The organism is Clostridium perfringens ATCC 13124 (assembly GCF_000013285.1).
In the GTDB taxonomy this organism is placed as follows: Bacteria; Bacillota; Clostridia; order Clostridiales; family Clostridiaceae; genus Sarcina; species Sarcina perfringens.
In genome coordinates, this window is record NC_008261.1 from 2,593,252 (window position 1) to 2,614,802 (window position 21,551).

Consider the following 21,551-nt stretch of genomic DNA (forward strand, 5'->3'; position numbering starts at 1 on the left):
TAAATATTACCCATTAATTTTAACATCCTATTAAAATTAAAGCAATATAGTGAAATTTCTTTATTAAGATAGATCTGCTAAATTTAACTCTCCACAACTTCCATTTTCTTGCAATAACTTACTTTTATTTCAAATGTTAACATTAAAATAATTTTATCAAAAAAATAAAAATTAATACTCATGCCTATTATCTAAATAAACATGAGTATATATAAAAATAATTTATTATAGATTATTTTATTATTTGAATTTCTATATCTTCTATACTATATCCATTATTAATAAGCTTAAGTTCTTCTTTTCCATCTACAACTTTTATGTCCATATAAGTATATTTTCCCTCTAAATATTCCATAGTATGTCCATCATCATTATAGTGGAATCCCTTAGCATTCTCTCCAAAAACCTTAAGAAGTATATTCTTTGGTCTTTCTTTAACATTTCTAAATTTCTTATTATATGTTGGTATTATTGCGCCTTCTTTAACAAAAACTAAAATTTCATCTAATTCACAAGGAAGCTTATACCACTTTCCTCCTTGTAATTTCTCCATTGTAAAATAATTAAACCAACTTCCCTTTGGTAAATATACAGTTTTGCTTCTTTCCCCTTCATATAATACTGGTGCAACAAGCATATTTTCACCTAACATAAATTGTTCTCTCATATTTAAAAGATTCATATCTTTCTCGTATTCCATTATCATAGGTCTAAATATAGGAAGTCCTTCTTTATGTGATATATAATATAAATCATAAATATATGGAAGTAACTCATATCTTAACTCAATAGATTTCTTTGCTATTTTTTCAGCTCTTGGTCCAAAAGCCCATGGTTCTTGTCTTCTAGTGTACATATTGGAGTGATTTCTGAATATAGGAATAAATGGCCCCATTTCCATCCATCTTATAAATAATTCTTCACTTGAATCTAATCCAAAACCTGAAACATCATTTCCAACAAAGGAAAATCCACTGATTCCTAAATTAGCATTCATTGATATTGACATTCTCATTTGGCTCCAAAGGCTCATATTATCTCCAGTCCAAACTGAGGAATATCTTTGTCCACCAGCATAGGTAGCTCTAGTCATTGAAAATCCTCTTTCATTAGGATGTAATTCTTCTTGCGCTTCCTTAGAACATCTGCTCATTTCAAAGCCATATCTATTATGAAACTCCTTATGTTCTATAACTCCATTATCACTATTATGAAGACAGGTTTCTAACATTGTTTTATGATCATTATTAAAGACACAAGGTTCATTCATATCATTCCAAATTCCATCCATGCCATGTTCACTTATGAATTTTTTAAGTTCACTTTTCCACCATTCCCTACAATCCTTATTTGAAAAGTCAGGGAAAGCACTATCACCTGGCCAAACTGCCCCAATAAACATTTCTCCATCTAACTTTTTAGTAAAATGATTTCCTTCTTTACCTCTTTTAAATACATCATACTCTTCATCTACATTAACACCAGGGTCAATAATAGTAATAGTTCTTATTCCCTTTTCTTTTAAATCACTAATAAGACCAGCTGCATCATCAAAATTAGGAGTTTTAAAAGTCATAACTCTAAATCCATCCATGTAATCTATATCTAAATAAACTACATCTAAGGGAATATCTTTTTCTTCAAAGGTTTTTACTAATTCTCTTACTTCCTCTTGGCTAAAATAACTAAATCTACATTGTTGATACCCTAAGCTCCAAAGAGGTGGTATCTCCATTCTCCCTGTTAAAGCAGTATAATTCTTAACTACCTCTTTAATATTTTCTCCTGGAATAAAGTAATATTGAATTTGTCCTCCTATGGCTCCAAAGAAAATCCTATCTCCCATTTCCTTTCCCATGTCAAAATAACTTCTAAAACTATTATCAAAGAATATTCCATAGGTAGCTTCTTCTTTTAAGGCAACATAAAAAGGAATTGTCTTATAATAAGTTATGGAATCATCATCAGTCTCTGGATCATCAGTATTAAAGTTTTCTGTATAACATCCTTTTTTATTTAAATCTCCACCCTTTTCTCCAAGTCCATAATATGCTAAACAATCATTTACCTTTGATATGTACACATTTCCTTCTTCATCCTTAAAGCTTGGCTGAAAATCTTCATTTATTATATTTCCTTCTAAGTCTCTAAAACTTATCTCTGTAGTATTTTTATCTACAAAGGTTAAAACTTTAGTGCCCTTTACAATTACAAAGTTTGAATCCTCTTCTACTATAAATTCACCTTTTCCTAAATTATCTACTACACCATTAGTTGAAATGCTTTCCTCGTATTTGTCTCCAATAAAAACTTTAACTATATCATTTTCAAATATAGTAAGAGTTATTTTCATATTTGAAAAATAAATATCTATATTATTATGATTAATCTCATAATTTTTAAAAACTCTCAATCCCCCATTATAAGCTTTAAACTTCATATTTAAATTCTCTCTGTAATTTAATTGCGTCATAATATTCTCCCCTTTTTATCTATATAATTTTTCTTTAAATAATAAGATTTATTTTCTAACAAAAAGAAAGTTATATAATGCTCCTATTAAATTTGAATCATTTTGAAATTTGCATTTTTCAACACTTATATCTAAAGTTGCTATATCACTTTTTAGTAAAGCAAGTTTTTCATTTATTTTCTTATCAAATCCATCCCTAGCACTTATAGCTCCCCCAATAACAATTTTTTCTGGGTCAACTATATATTGAATATTGTATATTCCCCTTGCAAGGTCCATATACCATAATTCTATTTCCTTATTAACTTCCTCGTCTCCATTTTCAGCCATTTCAAAAACTTTCTTTCCATCAAGTTCTGATTTTTCTATTCCTTTTAATTTAGATACCCTTGTAACTAAAGCATTGGTAGAAGAAACTTCACTCCAAATTCTATCTGTTAATCCTTCACTATCTCTAGTAAACATATAACCAAATTCTCCCCCATGAAGATGCTTTCCTCTTAAAATTCTTCCATTTATAACTATGCATCCACCTATTCCTGTGCCAATTACAATACATGCATAATTTTCTAATCCTTTAGCTGATCCAAGCCATCCTTCCGCTAATCCAGCGCAATTTGCATCATTTTCTATAGAAACCTCTAAACCACATCTTTTTTCTAAAAGCTCTTTTATATTTGGACCATGTATGCAAGGAATGGCACTTCCTCCCCCTATAAATCCTGTTTTAACATCTACAGCACCTGGCGAACTACATGCTAATCCAAAAACCTCATTTTTTTCTTTATATGAATCAACAACTTTTCCTATGGATTCAATAAAAATATCTATATTATCCCCTTCAGTTTTCATGCTTCCATTTTCTAAAATATCTCCACTTTCAGTCATCAAAGCATGTTTTATACTCGTTCCTCCAATATCAACAACAACATATTTCTTCATAGAAAAATCATCCCCCGCTATACATATATTTATAATCTACTCCTTAGATTATGTAAGAATACTTTCATAAGTTTTATTTATATTTTTATAAAAGTAAACTCTATGCTTGGCATAGAGTTTACACTTATTTTTAAATTATATTATTTTCCATTTTCAGCTTTCCATGCATCTATTTGGCTTTGCATTTCTGAAATTACTTCATCTATTCCAACTTCTTTTAATTTCTTGTTCATTTTGTCTAAATATTCAGCTTCGTTAACTGATCCACTGTATATAGTTGCCTTGAACTCTTCAAGAACGTTGTTTATAGCAGCTATTTGGTTACTTACTTTTTCAGTGTTAAATTTGAATCCTAGAGCAGGTGATTCAACTGATGCATCATTAAATGCTTCGAATTCTTTCCACTTATCAACTGGTTCGTTATCTAAAGTATAAGTTATAAATAAGTTACCTAAAGTATAGTATCCAACTGAGTAGTCTTTAGCTTTATCAGTTAATTTTATTTGAGTATCACTAGTTTTTTCATAGTGAGTTCCTTCTATACCATAGTTAAGTAAGTTTCTTAAATATACGTCAGTGTTTAATAAGTTTAAGAATTCCATAGCTTTTTCTGGATGCTCTGAAGTTTTAGAAATAGCTATCATTGATCCTGTAGTTGAACCATTAGTAATATGAGTATCCATTATTGGTGATGAAACTACCTCATATCCTAAATCCTTTGACCATAATCCATCAGCATAAGGTTGTCCATCAGCTTTAGTTACAAATCTCTTAACTGCTTTATCATCCTTAGCTGTAGCTGAGTCAGCATTTATATATCCAGCATCATAGTACTTTTGTAAAGTTTCTAATTCGCTCTTCATTTTATCTGTTTCAAACATATTTTTAATCTTTAAGCTTTCATCTCCATACTCAACTCCTACTGGATCAACTAATTGATCGAAGTAAGCTGGTGCTGAGAATCCTTTTGTTATGTATAAAGGTGTAACATCTGGCTCATTTTCATGGATAACTTTTAACCATGGCTCTAAATCTTCTAAAGTATGGATATCTTGATATGGTATGTTGTATTTATCAACATATTCCTTAGTGAATACCCACATAGGTGCAACTCCTATTTCCTTTTGGTTTGGAACTGCATATGTTTTACCATCTATTTTAGCACCTTCCCAGAATCTTTCATCTATAACAGACTTCATTTCTTTACCTTTAGTTTCTAATAATTCGTCTATTTCTAAGAAAGCTCCTTTTCTAGCATTTTCTAAATATGGGTTAGCCCATGAACAAGTAAATGCTAAGTCATATGGTTCTCCTGAATTTATTATAACTCCCATTTTTTGAGTGTAATCACCGTAATCAATAAATTTCATATCAATAGTAGCATTTATCTTTTCTTTTAAATATTCATTAGCTTTTTCTTGAACCATGTCTAAATCTTTTGGTGTTTGTCCAATTGTATACCAAGTAAGTTTTACTGTTTCTCCCTCTCCAGCATTTGCTGTTTTGTCTGCTCCACATCCAGTTAATGCAACTGAAGTAGTTAACATTGCACAAGCTGTTAAAGCTATTAGTTTTTTGAATTTTAACATTACGTTTTCCTCCCTATTAAACCTTTGTTTTTCAAATCCCTTAATATCGTTTACAGGTTTATTATATAGCCCATCTAAACATTTTCATAGTGGAGTTTTTTTATATTTATTTGACATTCTCTATTTATAAATTTAATGAAATTATATACTTTATTATCTCCCCTAAAACATTTCATACTTTTTCTAATAAATACCTTTTCATTAAAAATATTATTACTTTTTTTATTGCTTCAATTGAAAAGTATCAAATTTATATGCCAATAAAAAAATATATGTTAAATTTAAAATATGAACATTTTTTAAACAAATGTTATTATTTACTTATAGTAATATTTCTTAAATTTCTATATAACAAACTTTTTAAAAAATTAAGGAGTGATTTAAATGGAAAAAAGTGCACAAATATTTTGTATATTAGAAGGAATTCTAATGGCAATTGTAGGTATATTATTCTTTATTAAACCAATGGACTCATTACTATATTTCACAATAGTAGCAGGTATATTAATAATTGGTTCAGGTATATTTACAATAATTAAAGCTTTTAAATCTTCAAGAAAAGGCTTATATATTTTTACAGGTATAATATCAGTATTATTTGGTTTAATGCTATGTTTTGTTCCACTAGAAAGTATTGACGTATTAGTTATATTCTATGGTTCTTGGGCATTAGTTAACGGTATATTCTTACTTGTTGGTGAGTTTACTTATAAAAGCTTTGGTTTTAATGCCACAACACTTTACTCTATATTATTAATAATATTAGGATTATTAATATTATTTGAACCAATTTCATTCTTAATAGCTACACCATTTATAATAGGGGTTTACTTTATTATAATCGCTGTATTTGAAATTTACTTAGGCTTTAAGCTATAAAAATAAACATAGAAAAAGGCTATATCAAAAGTGAACTTACTTCAATTTGATATAGCCTCTTTTTTTATTATTTTAATTTAACCTTAAATGTTTTTATTTCAAATGGATTTATAGTAAACTCTATTTTTTCCCCTTCAAATTTAGCTTCTTCTAAGTTTCTCTCCATTAAGTTACATTCAAAGGCTTCTTCTATTTCCCTTGAGAATTCTAAAGTAGCCTTAGTTCTACTATTAAAGAATTCATACATTCTAATTATTAAATGATCTGTATCTTCAGCTTTTTTAATAACCTCAATCATTATATTATCTTTATTCACTTTTACTAAGCCTAAAGTATCCTCTAATATTCCCTCATGTTTTTCACAAACCTTTGTATATAAAGGTTGATTTAATTCATAAGCCTTTTGAACTGTATGAGCATCTTTCCATGTACCCATATGAGGATAAATAGAATAAGTAAAGAAATGCTCCTCTTGATCTGTTTCAGTCCATGGATGTGTTCCTGATTTTAATAAAGTAAGTCTCATATCTCCATCTTGTATATCATGACCATACTTACAATTATTTAATAAGGATATCCCAAAGTCTCCCTCTGAAAGGTCAGCCCATTTTTGTCCACAAACTTCAAATCTAGCTTCATCCCATGATGTATTACTATGAGTTGGTCTCTTAACATTACCATACTGAATTTCATAAGTAGCCTCTGTAGCATTTAAATCTATTGGGAATGAAGTTTTTAATAATACTTCATGTTCTTTCCAATCAACATATGAATTAAAATCTATTCTATCTAAATCTTTATAAACATAAATATTTTGAACTATAGTAGACTCTAAGAATTTTCTTTCAATTCTTAATGTGCTTCTTACTGGGCCTTCTTCCACAACTTCAATGCTTTGAACATCATCAACATTCCACATTTTTTCTTTGTAGTATATATCTATATCCCAGTTGCTATATTCCATAGGCTTATCTTCAAAAGCTTGAATCCTATTTCCTAAAGTTCCTTCTTTTAATACTTCTCTTTCTGCTCTCTTATCAAATAATGAAACTATATTTCCTTCTTCATTGAATTTAATTCTTAAGAAGTCATTTTCAGCTTCTTTTTCACTTAGAGATACATTCTCTACTTCTTTATTGGTAGATTCTATTATTTTAAAGCTCTTATATCCATTTGCAGGTATTCCTTTAGCAAAGAAAATTGCTTTTTCCCCATCATCTATTCTTTGACAAATAATTTCTTCCTCTCCATCTAATACAGATGGATTTTCTATATCTTCTGGAACATCAAAAGTAGCTATATCATCTCTTTCAAATCCTAGAGAGTTAAATACAATAACACTTCTTTCCTTTAAGTTTATTTCTGATGTTATATTATCTAAAGCTGAACCTACAAAGTTATTTCCTTTTTCAATTAAATCTTTATATTCTTCCTTAGTTACATCATAAACCTCTTTAATTGATGAACCTGGTAAAATATCATGGAATTGATTTAAAAGTATTGTTTCCCAAGCAGCATTTAAATCAGCTAAAGGATAGTTTTTTCCTAACAACATAGCCATTGAGTTAAATTTCTCTGCTGAAGTATATAGATTTTCACATACTCTATTATCTCTCTTATTTCTTCCCATTGAAGTATAAGTTCCTCTATGATATTCAAGATATAATTCTCCAACCCACTTTGGAAGTTTATTATTATCTTTTACAGTTTCCTCTAATTTCTTAAAGTAATCCTTAGCCTTACCTATTTTAACCTTAGGTGCTCCTGGTATTCCCTTAGAAAGTCTCTTTCCATTTTCAAGCATTTCATAAGTAGCACCACCGCCACCATCTCCAAATCCAAAGGCAACTAAAACATCATTATTTATATTTTTTTGCTGATATCTATTCCATGCTCCCATTATTGAACCTGGATGAATATTTCCACAGTATGTTGTCATAGTTTCCTTAAATGGATCTTGATCTGGGTAAGTTGTAGTTATAAAATGAGTTAATATTTCTGTTCCATCTATTCCTTTCCACATAAAAGTATCATAAGGCATTTTATTAATTTGATTCCATGAAATCTTAGTTGTCATAAAATAATTAACATCAGATTTTTTTAATATTTGAGGAAGTGCTGCTGAATATCCAAAAACATCTGGAAGCCAAAGAATTTCATTATCCACATTAAATTCTTCTTTAAAGAATCTTTTTCCATGTAATATTTGTCTTATTAAGGATTCTCCTGAAGTTACATTACAATCAGCTTCAAGCCACATTGCTCCTTCTGGTTCCCAAACCCCTTCTCTTACTTTTTCTTTAACTTTCTCATAAACCTTTGGATGATCTTCTTTTAAGAATTTATAAAGCTGAGGTTGAGAAGACATGAATATGTATTCTGGATATTCCTCCATAAGCTTTAATACCGTTGAGAAACTTCTTGCAACCTTTTCTCTTGTTTGAGCTACAGTCCAAAGCCAAGCCACATCTATATGAGTATGACCAACACAAGTAGCTACCATATCTTCATGTCCACACATTTTATCATAGAAATTTTCTTCTATATATTTATTAGCAATTTTTAAACTTTCATTGTACTCTTTAGTAAATGGTCTTCTTAAATCAATTAAGTTTATTGTGTCATTTAACACAGTTAACATATCTATTCTTCTCTTATCTTCCTCATGTAATTTAATTGCTACTATATGAGGAACACTTAAATTAAAGTATAATTTTCTAGCTTCTTCATCTATTGTTACTAGCTTACCATGTAAAGTTGATTTTTTGCCCTCAATTCTTCCTATATGTGCATGCAAGTCTATATTATAAACTTCTCCTGCCACAGCATTATGAGTTAATATTGTTTCCTGATGATTTACATCTAACCCTTGAATATGTTCTCCATTTACATAAAGGATAAACTGTGGATTTGTAGTATTATCCCAATCTCCTAAAAAAGTATGAAAACTTAAAGCAATAGTTTGTCCTGCAAATTCCTCTGGAACCTTAACAGAAGTTTTAAACCATCCATGGCTTTCCTCTCCCCAAAGATCCCCTGTTTTAAAATCTATCCATCCTTCTTCAGGTGCATTTTTTATTTCATCTATATTATCATACTTTCCTGCTATAAATTTATAATTATCTATGTTTAAAGTATTAGAATAAACATATCTTCCTATTTCTTCATAAGTCTTTCTTATTCTTTCTGATATAAATCTCATACTAATTTTCTCCTCATTTTAATTATTTCATATCTCTATCTTTTAAAAAAAGACTGTATCATAAGCTTAAATAATAAAACTTATAAATAATATGGAGAGAATATCTGGATGTGCTTTAGAATTTAAGCAATCATGGAGAGATATTTACGTTAAGAAGCTGAGATTGTTCGACGCGAAGCTAGTTTCGAAGCTTTAGTAAATATCTCGGAATGATTGCTATAAATTCTTAGCTAAGTCCAGTAATTCTCGAAATATATTTATAAGTTTTATTTAAGTGCCTTGACACAGTCATATTATTCTATTTAATTACTCTTTAACTGCTCCAATTGTTAATCCATTTACAAAGTATCTTTGGAAGAATGGATAAGCAAATATAATTGGTAAAGTTGAAATAACAACTATAGCCATCTTAGCAGTATCCTTTGGCATACTCTTAGTAGCTTCTATAGCATTTGCACCAAGTGATGTTGCGTTATTTGCTAAGAACTCCATTGAGTTTTCAAGTCTTATTAATAAGTACTGTAATGGTATTAAGTTTGGTTCATCAATATATAACATAGCGTTGAACCAGTCATTCCAGTATCCTAAAGTTAAGAATAATCCTATTGTTGCTATACCAGGAAGAGAGATTGGTAATACTATTCTTAAGAATAATCTCCACTCTGATGCTCCATCTATTTTAGCTGATTCTATAATAGCGTCTGGTACTGATGTCTTAAAGAATGTTCTTAAAATAATTATATGGAATGAACTTACACACATTGGAAGTATAAGAGCCCATATTGTATTCTTTAATCCTAAAAATCTTGTAACTACTAGGTATGAAGCAACCATACCACCTGAGAATAACATTGGTACAAATATTACTTTAGTAAAGAACTTTCTGTAAGCAAAGCTCTTTCTTGATAAAGCATATCCATACATTGACATTATAGCTAGTCCAATTAAAGTACCTACAATTGTAACAGTAATTGTAACCCCATATGATGTTAAAATCTGGCTACCAGATGAGAATATATATTTATAAGCTTCTAAGCTCCACTCTTCTGGTATGAATCTATATCCATTTAATTGTAATGATTGCTCATTTGTTAATGATATAGCTATAACAAATACGAAGGGCATTATTGCTAAGAAAGCTAATATTGCGAATAAAACATTTAATAAAAAGTTACTCTTTTTTGAGACAGCATTAAACTTGTTTACTTCTTCTTTTGGTTCAGCTTTTTTCTGAAGTCTTTTTTGTTTAATAGTTTCTAACACACATTACACCACCTTTTTTAGAAGAATGCGTTTTCTTCATCTACTTTTCTTACTATAGCGTTAGAAGTTACTATAAGTATTAATCCTACAAATGATTGATATAAACTTGCTGCAGAACTCATACCAATATCTCCTAAGTTCATAAGACCTCTATATACATAAGTATCGATTACGTTTGTTACTGGATATAAAGCACCTGAATCCTTTGGTAATTGATAGAATAGACCTAAGTCTCCTCTGAACATACCACCAATTGAAGTTATGAACATTATGATCATTACAGGTTTTAATAATGGAACTGTTATATATTTTATTTGTTGGAACTTACTTGCTCCATCTATCATTGCTGCTTCATAGTAACTCTTATCTATACCACATATAGAAGCTAAATAAACAACTGTTCCGTATCCAACTGCTTTCCATTGACTCATGAAAATTATGATAAATGGCCAATATTTTGGCTCTGTATACCATGAAATTCCCTTTCCACCCATAGATTGTAAAATACCATTAACATATCCTTTTTCTGGGCTTAAGAATGCATATAAACAATAACTTACAACAACCCATGATAAGAAATAAGGTAAGAACATACTACTTTGATAGAACTTAGCTAACTTTTTATTTAATAATTCATTTAATAAAATTGCTAATGTTACTGGAAGTACTATTCCTAAAATTATAAATACAATATTGTATAAAACTGTATTTTTAGTTATTAGCCAAGCATCACTACTTTGGAATAGGAATTTGAAGTTATCAAACCCAACCCATTTACTATTCATTAAACTTTCAAAGAAGCCTCCATGGATTCTCCATCTTTTGAATGCTACAATTACTCCAAACATTGGTAAGTAAGCAAATACTAAAAACCATATTGCCCCTGGTATAGTAAGTAGTAATAATTCTTTATTGTTTTTAAAACGTTTCATTCTATCTTTCATTGTAAGCTTCTCTTTTGGAAGCTTTTTAGCTTTACTCTTCACACTTCTTCCCCCTTTTGTTGTAAACGTTTCTTACAATAAAATATTATCATTTTATGTGTTTTGGGAAAAGTTGAAAATATTTAGTTTTACTGTATAAATTTCAATTACAAATATTAAAAAAGTTTAATAACAATAGAAAGTCCATAAAATATATAATTTATATACTTATTTTTATAATAAAAAAGAGTTAGAGGCTAAACTCTAACTCACTTTTTCACATGAATAATTTAAAAATTAAACTCTCCACTTTTTCCACCTAGTTTTTTTACTAGGTGTATATCTCCTATAACCATTCTTTTATCTACGGCTTTACACATATCATAAATAGTAAGGGCTGCAATAGATACTCCTGTAAGAGCCTCCATTTCAACTCCTGTTTTATGAACTACCTTTGAAGTAGCTGTTATCCTTATTTCATTTTTTTCAGAATCAATTTCAAAATCAATACTAGATCCTGTAATCATAACAGGATGACACATAGGTATTAAATTGCTAGTATTTTTCATTGCCATTATACCTGCAACTCTAGCAACCCCTAAAACATCTCCCTTTCCTATTTGACCAGATTTTATTAATTCTATAGTTTCACTTGATGCCTTTACAGTTCCTGTTGCAATAGCTATTCTTTCAGTTTCATTTTTATTGCTTACATCTACCATAACTGCATTTCCTTTATTATCGAAATGAGTAAGTTTATTATCCATATATGTTACTCTCTCCTCTTCTCTAAACTTTAAAAATTCTATTTTATTCTCTTAATTATTTTATTATAAGAAAAAGTTAAAATCACCGATATTAAAACTATAAGTATTAATATCTTATTTGCTAAACCTGAATCACCATTCTCAATAGCATAATACATAGCCATAGGTATTGTTTGAGTTTTACCTTGAATATTCCCAGCAACTAAAATAGTAGCTCCAAATTCTCCAAAAACTCTAGCTATACTAAGTACAATACCTGTATATAATCCTTTTTTAGAAAGAGGTAAACTTATAAGCCTATAAAGTTTAAAGTTTATTGCGCCCATTTCCCTAGCAGCATTTTTCACATCCTCATTAACACTAAGTAAGGATGTCTTTAAACTCTGATACATAATAGGTATTGAAACAACTATCCCTACTATAACGGCACCTATCCAAGTAAATATAATACTCATATCAAAATTATTATATAGAAATTCACCTATTACTCCCTTCTTGCCTAATATTAAAAGAATTAAATATCCTACAGCAGAAGGAGGTAAAAACATAGGAAATATTATTATTGTTTCAATAATGTATTTAAACTTAAAATTTTTTTCCACCATAAAATAGCCAAGTAATATTCCTAAAACACAGCTTAAAAACACTGATACTAATACAACTTTTAAGGATATTAATAAGGCTTCCCATATCATTTTTTAGTTCACCTCAAAACCATACTCACTAAATATCTTTTTGCTTTCTTCACCTTTTAGGTACTCAATAAGCTTCTTTGCTTCTTTATTATTTTTACTATTTTTTAATAAACATAATTCATATTCTATAGGTTTATGATAATCATTAGGTACCTCATAAACTATTTTACTATTTTTTAAATCTAAAGCGTCTGTCTTATACACAAACCCTAAATTAGCTTCCCCATTTTCAACATATGTCTTAACATTTGTTACACTTCTAGCAAAAACTAATTTATCCTCAATATCCTTATAAGCTCCTACTTTTTCTAAACTTTCTTTAGCATACTGTCCTGCTGGAACTGTTGATATTTCACCAATTGCAATTTTACCCTCTACATTTTTTAAGTCTTCTAAAGAATTTATAGGTTTATTATAATCATTGTTTTCAATTAAAACTAATTGGTTATTTAAAATCTTATAGGATTCATCCTTATTTACAAGGCCTTCATCTATAAGTTCTTTGGCATATTTAGTATTTGCTGAGAAGAATAAATCTACATCAGCCCCATCACTAATTTGTTTTTTTAAGGTTCCTGATCCACCTACATTATATTGAATTTTTACTCCATTTTCCTTTTCAAAATTAGAAGCAATTTTTTCCATAGGCTTTTGAAGACTTGCAGCAATGCTAACTGTTAAAGTTTTCTCTTCCTTATTATTAGTGCATCCTACAAATAATAATGATAACATTCCTATTGCCATTATTATAGGTAGGCTTATTTTCTTGCGCATTCTCTAGCATCTCCCTTCAGAATATCTATTCCATGTTTTAAATCCTCTAAAATATAATCCATAACTTCTCTACAAGCTTTTGGACTTCCAGGCATATTAACAATAAGAGTATCTTTTCTTATACCAGCTGTAGCCCTAGAAAGCATAGCTCTTTTAGTTATTGTCATACTATAACTTCTTATAGCTTCTGGTATTCCTAAGGCTTCCTTTTCTATAACATCCTTAGTTGCCTCTGGAGTAACATCTCTTTTACTAAATCCAGTACCACCAGTTGTAAGTATAAGATCAACCCCTAGATTATCGGCCATATTAATCATCTCATCTCTAAGCATTTCTCTTTCATCTGGTAATACTATATACTTTTCTACCTTAAATCCTTTTTCCTTTGCAATATGAGCTATTACTAATCCACTTTCATCCTTTCTTTCTCCTGAATATCCTTTATCACTGCTAGTTATTATTCCTAATTTATACATACTCTAAAGCACCTACCTTTTAAATTTAATAAAAAAGTCTATTTTTAAACTATTGTTGATTTCTAAATATATAGCTAGAAATCAACATTTACCTAAAATAATTATTAATATAATAACTTCCTTCAATTGTTTAAATTTTATCATTCCAAAACTTTGGAAAATGTGATTTTTATCACACAATATATAAAACTTAAGGAGAGTTATAATTAAATATTATATTACGCTTTATTATTATTTGCTTAATTCTTGTTTTAAATATTATTTTTTTAACAAAGTTTCATAAAAAAAGCTGTACTCAAAATTTATCTTTGAATACAGCTTAATATTCCATAGCTTTATAATTAGTAATTTTTTATATTTCTTAAGGTTGATGGACAAACTCCATAGTACTTTTTAAACTTTCTATAGAAATAACTAGTATCTAAATACCCTACCTTTTTAGCTATATCATTTATCTTCATATTTGTATTTAATATAAGCTCTTTAGCTTTCATATTTTTAGTTTTATTTAAATACTCAGAAAATGAACATCCAACTTCTTTAGTAAATACTTGACCTAAATAAGAAGTATTTATATGATATTTTTGAGCTAAAGTCTTAAGACTTACCTCTTCATAATAGTTTTCATTTACATAACTTATAATTTGTTGAATTACAGGGCTATATTTTATAGTTGTTGGGTGCATAAGTTCTATAACTTCCCTAATTTCACTACATAATAAGGTTTTAATATCTTCCCTTGTATCTTCACTACAAAGAGCAACTATTTCCTCTCCTAAGCTATTTCCTGTATATTGTTTTTCAACTTTAAATTCTTCCACAATACCATCTAATAAAAATAGTATTTTTACAGATAAATCATATATATTTCTTGGATTTAACTTTTTATCCTCAACAGTTTCCTCAATGATTTTTTCTGCCCCTTCTATATCTTTAGCAATTATTCTTTTATTTAATTTATCTAAAACCTCACTAAAGTTTATATTCTTCTCATTTATATCCTTAACATCCTCTGTTGTTATACACTTATTATATCCTAAGGTAAGAACATATTTTTTTAAATTATTTGCTTCCTTATAACTTGAACTAATTTTATAAAGATCACAAACAGGTTCTCCAACACTTAAAAATACATCTATTCCATATTCATTTATTATTTGTTCTTTTAACTTATCATAATATTTTTTAATCTCTTTTTTACTTAAGGCTTCATCCCAAGAATTTATTAAAATAAGTTCTTCATCTAAAGTATATATTATCTCAAAGTTATTTTGAGTGTTTTCCTTTATTACATTAACTATATTATGTAACATTTCCTCACTATCATATCTACTTCTAGTGTTTATAATACATAGAGAATATCTTTCTGAATTTAAATTCATATAAAATCCTTCTTTGTTTTCCTCTATTTCACCTTGAGCCAATTTACCCTTTATAAGTTTAATAAGAATATTATGTTTTCCTAAACTTGATTTATTTTCTTCTTTTTCTTGTTTTATTTTATTTATTGTATTTTTTAAAGTTTTTTCTAATTCTTCTTCATCTATAGGCTTTAATATATAGTTTTCAACACCTAATTCTATTGCTTTCTTAGCATAAGAAAAATCATCATATCCACTTAATATTATAAACTTAACATCAGAATTAATTTTCTTTAATTCCTTTAATAACTCCAATCCAGTAACCTGTGGCATATTAATATCAGTTACCACTATATCAACTGGATTTTCCTTAAATTTATCTATGGCTTCTTGACCATTACTTGCCTTATTTACAATTTCTAACCCTAGTTCTTCCCATTCAATTATATTCTCAAGTCCTTGTAAAATTAAATTTTCATCATCAGCTAGCATAACCTTGTACATATTACTACTCCACCTCTCTAAGCGGGAATTTTAAAATCATATTAGTTCCCTTATTCTCCTCACTAGTAACAGTTAACCCATAAGGTTCCCCATATTTAATTTTAATCCTTTCATGAACATTTAGCATCCCTATTGATTTACCAGAATGATCACATTCCCTAATTCTTCTATTTATATCATCTAATTTCTCCTTAGGAATTCCCCTACCATTGTCTATTACTTCCACAACTATATCTTCTAAATGTTTATAGATATATATCTTTAATTCATTATCATCTCTTTCTAACCTTATACCATGAACAAAATAGTTTTCAATTAAAGGTTGAAGAGTAAATTTAACAATTCCCTTATCATATAAATCCTCTTCACATTCTATTTTGAACTTAAATTTCTCATCATATCTAAACTTAAATAACTCTAAATATTTATTACAGTATTTTATTTCCTGATCTATTGAAACTATAAGATTTCCTTTTACTTGGCTTCTAAATAAAAATGCTAAGCTATAAAGCATTTTTCCTACTTCTTTATCTCCATTACATATTGCCTTCATCCTTATTGACTCTAGTGTATTATAAAGAAAATGTGGATTAATTTGATTTTGAAGGGCTACAATTTCAGCCTCTCTTTGACGTAATTCTGCTAAGTAGCTCTTCCTTATATGATCATTTAACTTTTCACACATTTTATTAAAATTATCTGCAATAAATGTTATTTCATCTCTATCCTTACTTAAAGGAATATGAACATCTATATCTCCTTTTTCAACCTTTTCCATGGCTAAAACAAGGGAATCCATTCTACTACTTAAATTTTTAAATTTTATATAAAGAACACACTCTGCAATTATAAATAAGAATAAACTAACTAAGAATGCTGAAACTTTAAAAAGAAGAGGTACTTTAGTAGCATTGCTTACTTTTATTCTTACTACAGACATTAATCCATTGTTATCTGGTAATATATCTACATAATAACTATCTTCTAATAAAATCTCATGACGCCCTACTTTAAGCTTATCAAAGTATGGATAATACTCATAATCATATTTATTTTCTGAGTCATATAAAACCATTCCTTCTTTATTTAATATAAGAACCTCTGAATTTGTATCCTTATATTTTTTTATAACATCACTAATTACCCCTACATCGTAAGTAGTCATAAGCATTCCTTCTGGCTTTAAAGAAGCTGCATCTCTTATTTCATTTATTATACTAATCTCATTTTTATTGTAGATTGCATATTCAATATCCTTTTTGTCTAATAATTCATTTGAATTAAAAGGATATGTCTTTATTTCTCCCTTTCTATTAAAAACTGATATTTCATTTCTAGAATAACTTATAAAGGATATACTTTTTAAAAAGTTGTTTAATTGAAATGAACTCTTAACAAAACTTTCTATACCATTATAATAAAGTTTATCACTTGCACTATAGTAATCTAATTTGCCTTTTATATAATCAACTAAATCTGAATTTAAATACTTTATAACATCATTTAACCTAAAGTCATCTTCATAGAGCATATTCATTATTCTTCTCGATGTGCTGCTATTATACTCTAGGGTTTCATTTACATCTTGAAGTATTTTATCATTTAAATAAAGATTATTTCTCTTAATCTCTTCAGAAGTTTTACTTAAAAAGTAAATGCATAAAATACTAACTACGGATAATATAACTATTGTATATGTTATAAACAGTCTCTTATAAAGATTTGACTTACTAAACTTCATTTAATTCCCCTCTTCACCCACATTACCTTAGTCAATTTTTATTAAATCATATTCTAACCTATCTGAAAAGCTTATCAAATTATGATATTTTATTGTTTTTATGTATTTTTTATGGTTTCATTTAAAATTCATGCATATTTAAATTGTTTTTACCCTCTACTTATCTTAAACTATAATTACAAATTAGTTAAACCATTACATTATTTTATGGAGTGATAAAAATGAGTGAATTTTTTAATCTTGAAAAACTACTTACTTTTTTTAATTATATCTTTTGGTTTTTTATGCTTAATATATTTTTCTCTATATTAAATATACCTGTAATCTTGTTCTTCTTATTTGTAGGACTTAGTAATATAACAACATATTTACCTTTATTTTTAGTTTCTCTAATTCCTTTTGGAGCAAGTTTTACAGCACTGCTTTACTGCATGAGAAAATTAGTGAAATACAAAGATTTAGATTTATTTAGTGACTTTCTTAAGGGTTTAAAATATAATTGGAAACAATCTACCTTAATGTGGTGTGGAGAATTATTTTTAATATTCCTTTTAAGCTTTAACTTAAGAATATTTTCAACTGTTTACTATAGTTTACCACTTACTTGCGTATTTATAGTATTAATGGTCTTAACACTATTAACTACAACATATATTTTTGTATTAATATCAAGATTTTCTATGAGTTCAATGGATATTTTAAGAGCTAGTGTAATTTTAACTTTTACTAAACCAGTAGTTTCTATTGGAAATATAGTTATATTTTTATTTTCACTTATGCTATTTGAAATTAGTCCTGGAACAACAGTAATTTTTATGGCAAGCATAGTATCTTATTTAATAATGTTTTTAAATAAAAATCTTTTAGAAAGTTTAGAAACCAAGAGTTCACAAGCTTAAAAAAGATGTTATATCAAAATAACTTTTAATAAAACTTGCAAATAGTATTAAGAAATCTCTAGTAATTTCCTGATACATTTGTAAGTTTTATTATTAGCTTTTGATATGGCATCTTTATTTTTTACAAAGCTTACATAAAGCCCTAATATTCCTGTATAATAGCAATGTTACACTTGAACAGAAAATTATTTCATATTACAATATACTTATTATGTCTTAATGTATATATATGTTTAGAACTGATGAAGTTTAAGGAGGAAACTAAATTGTATAAATTTGTAGAAATAAATTCATCAGAAATTGATAAATTTAATGAATCTGATAGAAAGGGTCACATATTCCAAACATCTTATTGGGCTGAATTAAAAAAAGATTGGAAGAAGAAATTTATAGCAGGATATGATAATGATAATAATATGGTTATCACAGCTACTATACTTTTAAGAAAAGCACCATACATAAATAAATATATGGGATATATTCCAAGAAGTTTTACATGTGACTACAACAATAAAAAATTACTAATAGAATTTACTGAATATCTAAGAGAGTTTGCTAAAAAGAATAATATAAGCTTTATAACAATAGATCCAGATATCCATTTAAAAGAAAATGAAGAGGCTCTTTCAGAAGGTACTGAAATAAAGAACTTCCTTAAGAGTTTAGGTTACAAAAACACAGATAGTAAAAACTTTGAAGCTATACAACCAAACTTTGTATTTAGACTTCCACTTCCAACTGAAGGGAATAAAATGGATATTAAGAAGGCTGTATTTAAAAAATTCTCTAGTAAAACTAGATATAATATAAAAGTTGCTGAGGAAAGAGGATTATCAGTTGAAGTTTATGATAAAGAAACTTTAAATGAAGATGTATTAGACAGATTCCATGAAATCATGGTTACAACTGGTAAGAGAGATAACTTCTTAGTAAGACATAGAGAATATTTTAAGGACATGATAGATTACTTATATCCACATTGTAGATTATACATGGTTAAGTATAGCTACGAAAATGACTTCAACAGATTATCAGAAAAATTAAACAAGCAAGAAGAAGCTAAAACTAAGGCTATTAACAAAATAGAAGAACTTAAAGTAAAGCTTGATGCTGAAACTGATGAAGATAAGAAATCAAGAATTGAAAAGAAATTAAATGACCAAGATAAGAGACTTAAAGAAGCTGAAAGACAAATAGAAGGATTTAAAAAGAAAATATCTGATATAGAACCTTTCAAAGGTCAAGAAATATATCTTTCAGGATCAATATACTTATACTACGGAAACAAAGCATGGTATCTTTACGGAGCTTCAGAAAATATATTAAGAGATACAATGCCTAACTTTGCTATGCAATGGTCAATGATTTGTGACTCTATTGATCTAGGTTGTGATGTATATGACTTTAGAGGTGTTTCTGGAGACTTAAATCCTGAAAATCCATTATATGGACTTTATAAATTCAAAAAAGGATTTAACGGAAACTTCGTAGAATTTATAGGAGAGTTTGATATTGTTGTTGATAATGGAATATACACACTTTATAAAAAAGCTTTCCCACAATTCAAAAAAATAAGAAATGCTATAATGAATAAGAAACAATAAAAAAGAATGCTTATGCATTCTTTTTTTATTTAAAAACTTTATATAAAAAATTTCTCTAAAAAAGCTTCTATACATACTTAAAATTAAATAATTTTTATTTCCTAATTTCATTATTTTCCCTAGTATAACCCTACCTTTTAATCAATATTTTAACTATTTATAACAAATACTCCTTATAGTTAACTTTATATAATCTAATTAAACTACAAGACCATTTTACATTAAATTTTAAGCATAATACCATATATTAATCTTTTGATTTGAAAGAATTAAGGAGTATAATATAATAGAAAGCATTAACAGTAATCTATTTTCGATATCGTATTTATATATATATATATTTATTTGTTATAGGAGATGACCCCATGCAAGAAAAAGTTTTAAGAAAATTATTTTTAGGTTTTATACATATCCATATATTACACCATGCAAAAGTTGAACCTTTTTTCGGATCAAAAATGATTGAAGAACTTAGGGAACATGGATATTCTATGAGTCCAGGAACTTTATATCCAATACTTCATAATATGGAGAGAGATGGCTTACTACTAAGAAAAGATAGATTAATAGATGGTAAGATAAGAAAATATTATAGTATTACATCAGAAGGTAATGAGATATTAGAAGAAGCTAAAAGTAAAGCATTTGAATTATTTAAAGAAATAAAATAAAAAACTATAGTGGTATAGAAAATTAACTTATACCACTATAGTTTTTTTAATTAACTATAAATCTTTCAAGAAACTGTTTTGTTCTTTCATTTTTAGGATTTTTAAAAATTTCCTCTGGAGTACCTTCTTCTAAAACTATTCCTCCATCCATAAATACAACTCTATCTGCTACATCCCTTGCAAAACTCATTTCATGGGTAACTATTATCATTGTTTTATGTTCCTTAGCTAAATCTTTTATAACAGCTAATACTTCTGCTACCAATTCTGGATCTAAGGCTGATGTAGGTTCATCAAAAAGGGTAACATTGGGATTTATAGCCATAGCTCTCGCTATACTAACCCTTTGTTTTTGTCCTCCTGATAAGGTATTTGGATAATTATCCTTTTTATCAACCATACCTACCTTCTTTAAATTTTCTAAGGCAATTTCTTCTGCCTTTTTCTTATCCATTTTTTCTACTACAATCAATGCTTCCGTAACATTTTGTAGAACTGTTTTGTTGTTGAATAAATTATAATGCTGAAATACCATTGCTGATTGTTTTCTTAAGTCATTAATTTCTTTTTTACTTATTTTTTCAGCATTTACTTTCACATGACCAACTTGGATTTCTCCCTTATCTGGTGATTCTAAATAATTTAAACATCTTAGGAAAGTTGACTTACCTGAACCTGAAGGTCCTATTATAACAACTACCTCACCTTGTTTAACTTCCATGTTAACATCTTTTAAAACTTCTAAATTTTTATAACTCTTTTTAAGATTTTTAACCTTTATCATGACT

General features: G+C 27.9%; 17 protein-coding genes. 4 read left to right on the forward strand and 13 right to left on the reverse strand.

What is annotated here, in order from left to right; genetic code table 11:
- Nucleotides 1-232: 232 nt before the first annotated feature.
- From CPF_RS11365 to CPF_RS11375, 3 genes are all read right to left on the reverse strand, one after another.
- Entirely contained in the window at nucleotides 233-2,473 is a 2,241-nt protein-coding gene (locus CPF_RS11365) for a glycoside hydrolase family 31 protein (RefSeq protein ID WP_011591044.1), read from the reverse strand.
- A gap of 48 nt (nucleotides 2,474-2,521) precedes the next feature.
- On the reverse strand, nucleotides 2,522-3,415 hold the full coding sequence (locus tag CPF_RS11370) for an ROK family protein (protein WP_011591045.1): 894 nt from the start codon (nucleotides 3,413-3,415) through the stop codon (nucleotides 2,522-2,524).
- Nucleotides 3,416-3,555: 140 nt separating this feature from the next.
- Nucleotides 3,556-5,004 (reverse strand): ABC transporter substrate-binding protein, encoded by a 1,449-nt coding sequence (locus CPF_RS11375; RefSeq protein WP_003454778.1) that lies wholly within the window; start codon nucleotides 5,002-5,004, stop codon nucleotides 3,556-3,558.
- A gap of 384 nt (nucleotides 5,005-5,388) precedes the next feature.
- Between CPF_RS11375 and CPF_RS11380 the strand changes: the two genes are divergently transcribed.
- Complete coding sequence (locus CPF_RS11380) at nucleotides 5,389-5,883, forward strand: HdeD family acid-resistance protein (RefSeq protein ID WP_003454877.1); 495 nt, start codon at nucleotides 5,389-5,391, stop codon at nucleotides 5,881-5,883.
- A 67-nt stretch (nucleotides 5,884-5,950) separates the two neighbouring features.
- On the opposite strand, the gene CPF_RS11385 is transcribed toward CPF_RS11380, so the two are convergent.
- The 9 genes from CPF_RS11385 to CPF_RS11425 all read right to left on the reverse strand — a co-directional run bounded on the left by CPF_RS11385 (nucleotide 5,951) and on the right by CPF_RS11425 (nucleotide 17,589).
- Entirely contained in the window at nucleotides 5,951-9,085 is a 3,135-nt protein-coding gene (locus CPF_RS11385; protein WP_011591046.1) for an alpha-mannosidase, read from the reverse strand.
- Between the two features lie 306 nt (nucleotides 9,086-9,391).
- On the reverse strand, nucleotides 9,392-10,348 hold the full coding sequence (locus tag CPF_RS11390) for a carbohydrate ABC transporter permease (RefSeq protein WP_003451608.1): 957 nt from the start codon (nucleotides 10,346-10,348) through the stop codon (nucleotides 9,392-9,394).
- 17 nt (nucleotides 10,349-10,365) lie between these two features.
- A complete protein-coding gene (locus CPF_RS11395) occupies nucleotides 10,366-11,334 on the reverse strand; it encodes an ABC transporter permease (RefSeq protein ID WP_003454996.1) in 969 nt (322 codons plus the stop codon).
- Between the two features lie 227 nt (nucleotides 11,335-11,561).
- Nucleotides 11,562-12,038 (reverse strand): cyclic pyranopterin monophosphate synthase MoaC, encoded by a 477-nt coding sequence (moaC, locus tag CPF_RS11400; protein WP_003470675.1) that lies wholly within the window; start codon nucleotides 12,036-12,038, stop codon nucleotides 11,562-11,564.
- Between the two features lie 38 nt (nucleotides 12,039-12,076).
- Complete coding sequence (modB, locus tag CPF_RS11405) at nucleotides 12,077-12,733, reverse strand: molybdate ABC transporter permease subunit (RefSeq protein WP_003455194.1); 657 nt, start codon at nucleotides 12,731-12,733, stop codon at nucleotides 12,077-12,079.
- Between the two features lie 3 nt (nucleotides 12,734-12,736).
- Complete coding sequence (gene modA, locus CPF_RS11410; protein ID WP_003478550.1) at nucleotides 12,737-13,507, reverse strand: molybdate ABC transporter substrate-binding protein; 771 nt, start codon at nucleotides 13,505-13,507, stop codon at nucleotides 12,737-12,739.
- A complete protein-coding gene (locus tag CPF_RS11415) occupies nucleotides 13,492-13,983 on the reverse strand; it encodes a MogA/MoaB family molybdenum cofactor biosynthesis protein (protein ID WP_003478551.1) in 492 nt (163 codons plus the stop codon). Before CPF_RS11415 ends, modA begins: the two co-directional genes overlap by 16 nt.
- A gap of 341 nt (nucleotides 13,984-14,324) precedes the next feature.
- Nucleotides 14,325-15,848, reverse strand: a complete 1,524-nt coding sequence (locus CPF_RS11420) for a response regulator transcription factor (protein WP_003451481.1) — start codon at nucleotides 15,846-15,848, stop codon at nucleotides 14,325-14,327.
- Nucleotides 15,849-15,852: 4 nt separating this feature from the next.
- The gene (locus CPF_RS11425; protein ID WP_003451463.1) at nucleotides 15,853-17,589 is read right to left on the reverse strand and encodes a sensor histidine kinase; all 1,737 of its coding nucleotides are present in this window, start codon (nucleotides 17,587-17,589) and stop codon (nucleotides 15,853-15,855) included.
- A gap of 221 nt (nucleotides 17,590-17,810) precedes the next feature.
- Here CPF_RS11425 and CPF_RS11430 point away from each other — a divergent pair, with 221 nt between their 5' ends.
- From CPF_RS11430 to CPF_RS11440, 3 genes are all read left to right on the forward strand, one after another.
- Nucleotides 17,811-18,488, forward strand: coding sequence for a DUF624 domain-containing protein (locus tag CPF_RS11430; RefSeq protein WP_003471057.1), 678 nt, complete (start codon nucleotides 17,811-17,813; stop codon nucleotides 18,486-18,488).
- A 266-nt stretch (nucleotides 18,489-18,754) separates the two neighbouring features.
- Nucleotides 18,755-20,092 (forward strand): lipid II:glycine glycyltransferase FemX, encoded by a 1,338-nt coding sequence (locus tag CPF_RS11435; RefSeq protein ID WP_003471016.1) that lies wholly within the window; start codon nucleotides 18,755-18,757, stop codon nucleotides 20,090-20,092.
- 365 nt (nucleotides 20,093-20,457) lie between these two features.
- Complete coding sequence (locus tag CPF_RS11440) at nucleotides 20,458-20,763, forward strand: PadR family transcriptional regulator (RefSeq protein ID WP_003451687.1); 306 nt, start codon at nucleotides 20,458-20,460, stop codon at nucleotides 20,761-20,763.
- A gap of 46 nt (nucleotides 20,764-20,809) precedes the next feature.
- On the opposite strand, the gene CPF_RS11445 is transcribed toward CPF_RS11440, so the two are convergent.
- Nucleotides 20,810-21,547: an amino acid ABC transporter ATP-binding protein gene (locus CPF_RS11445; protein ID WP_003451387.1), complete on the reverse strand. Its 738-nt coding sequence runs from the start codon at nucleotides 21,545-21,547 to the stop codon at nucleotides 20,810-20,812.
- Between the last annotated feature and the right edge of the window lie 4 nt (nucleotides 21,548-21,551).

What these genes read in the sequence shown, in the direction of transcription:
- CPF_RS11365 (WP_011591044.1), bottom strand. Translation starts at nt 2,473, where the DNA reads ATGACGCAATTAAATTACAGAGAGAATTTAAATATGAAGTTTAAAGCT.
- CPF_RS11370 (WP_011591045.1), bottom strand. Translation starts at nt 3,415, where the DNA reads ATGAAGAAATATGTTGTTGTTGATATTGGAGGAACGAGTATAAAACAT.
- CPF_RS11375 (WP_003454778.1), bottom strand. Translation starts at nt 5,004, where the DNA reads ATGTTAAAATTCAAAAAACTAATAGCTTTAACAGCTTGTGCAATGTTA.
- CPF_RS11380 (WP_003454877.1), top strand. Translation starts at nt 5,389, where the DNA reads ATGGAAAAAAGTGCACAAATATTTTGTATATTAGAAGGAATTCTAATG.
- CPF_RS11385 (WP_011591046.1), bottom strand. Translation starts at nt 9,085, where the DNA reads ATGAGATTTATATCAGAAAGAATAAGAAAGACTTATGAAGAAATAGGA.
- moaC (WP_003470675.1), bottom strand. Translation starts at nt 12,038, where the DNA reads ATGGATAATAAACTTACTCATTTCGATAATAAAGGAAATGCAGTTATG.
- modB (WP_003455194.1), bottom strand. Translation starts at nt 12,733, where the DNA reads ATGATATGGGAAGCCTTATTAATATCCTTAAAAGTTGTATTAGTATCA.
- modA (WP_003478550.1), bottom strand. Translation starts at nt 13,507, where the DNA reads ATGCGCAAGAAAATAAGCCTACCTATAATAATGGCAATAGGAATGTTA.
- CPF_RS11415 (WP_003478551.1), bottom strand. Translation starts at nt 13,983, where the DNA reads ATGTATAAATTAGGAATAATAACTAGCAGTGATAAAGGATATTCAGGA.
- CPF_RS11420 (WP_003451481.1), bottom strand. Translation starts at nt 15,848, where the DNA reads ATGTACAAGGTTATGCTAGCTGATGATGAAAATTTAATTTTACAAGGA.
- CPF_RS11425 (WP_003451463.1), bottom strand. Translation starts at nt 17,589, where the DNA reads ATGAAGTTTAGTAAGTCAAATCTTTATAAGAGACTGTTTATAACATAT.
- CPF_RS11430 (WP_003471057.1), top strand. Translation starts at nt 17,811, where the DNA reads ATGAGTGAATTTTTTAATCTTGAAAAACTACTTACTTTTTTTAATTAT.
- CPF_RS11440 (WP_003451687.1), top strand. Translation starts at nt 20,458, where the DNA reads ATGCAAGAAAAAGTTTTAAGAAAATTATTTTTAGGTTTTATACATATC.
- CPF_RS11445 (WP_003451387.1), bottom strand. Translation starts at nt 21,547, where the DNA reads ATGATAAAGGTTAAAAATCTTAAAAAGAGTTATAAAAATTTAGAAGTT.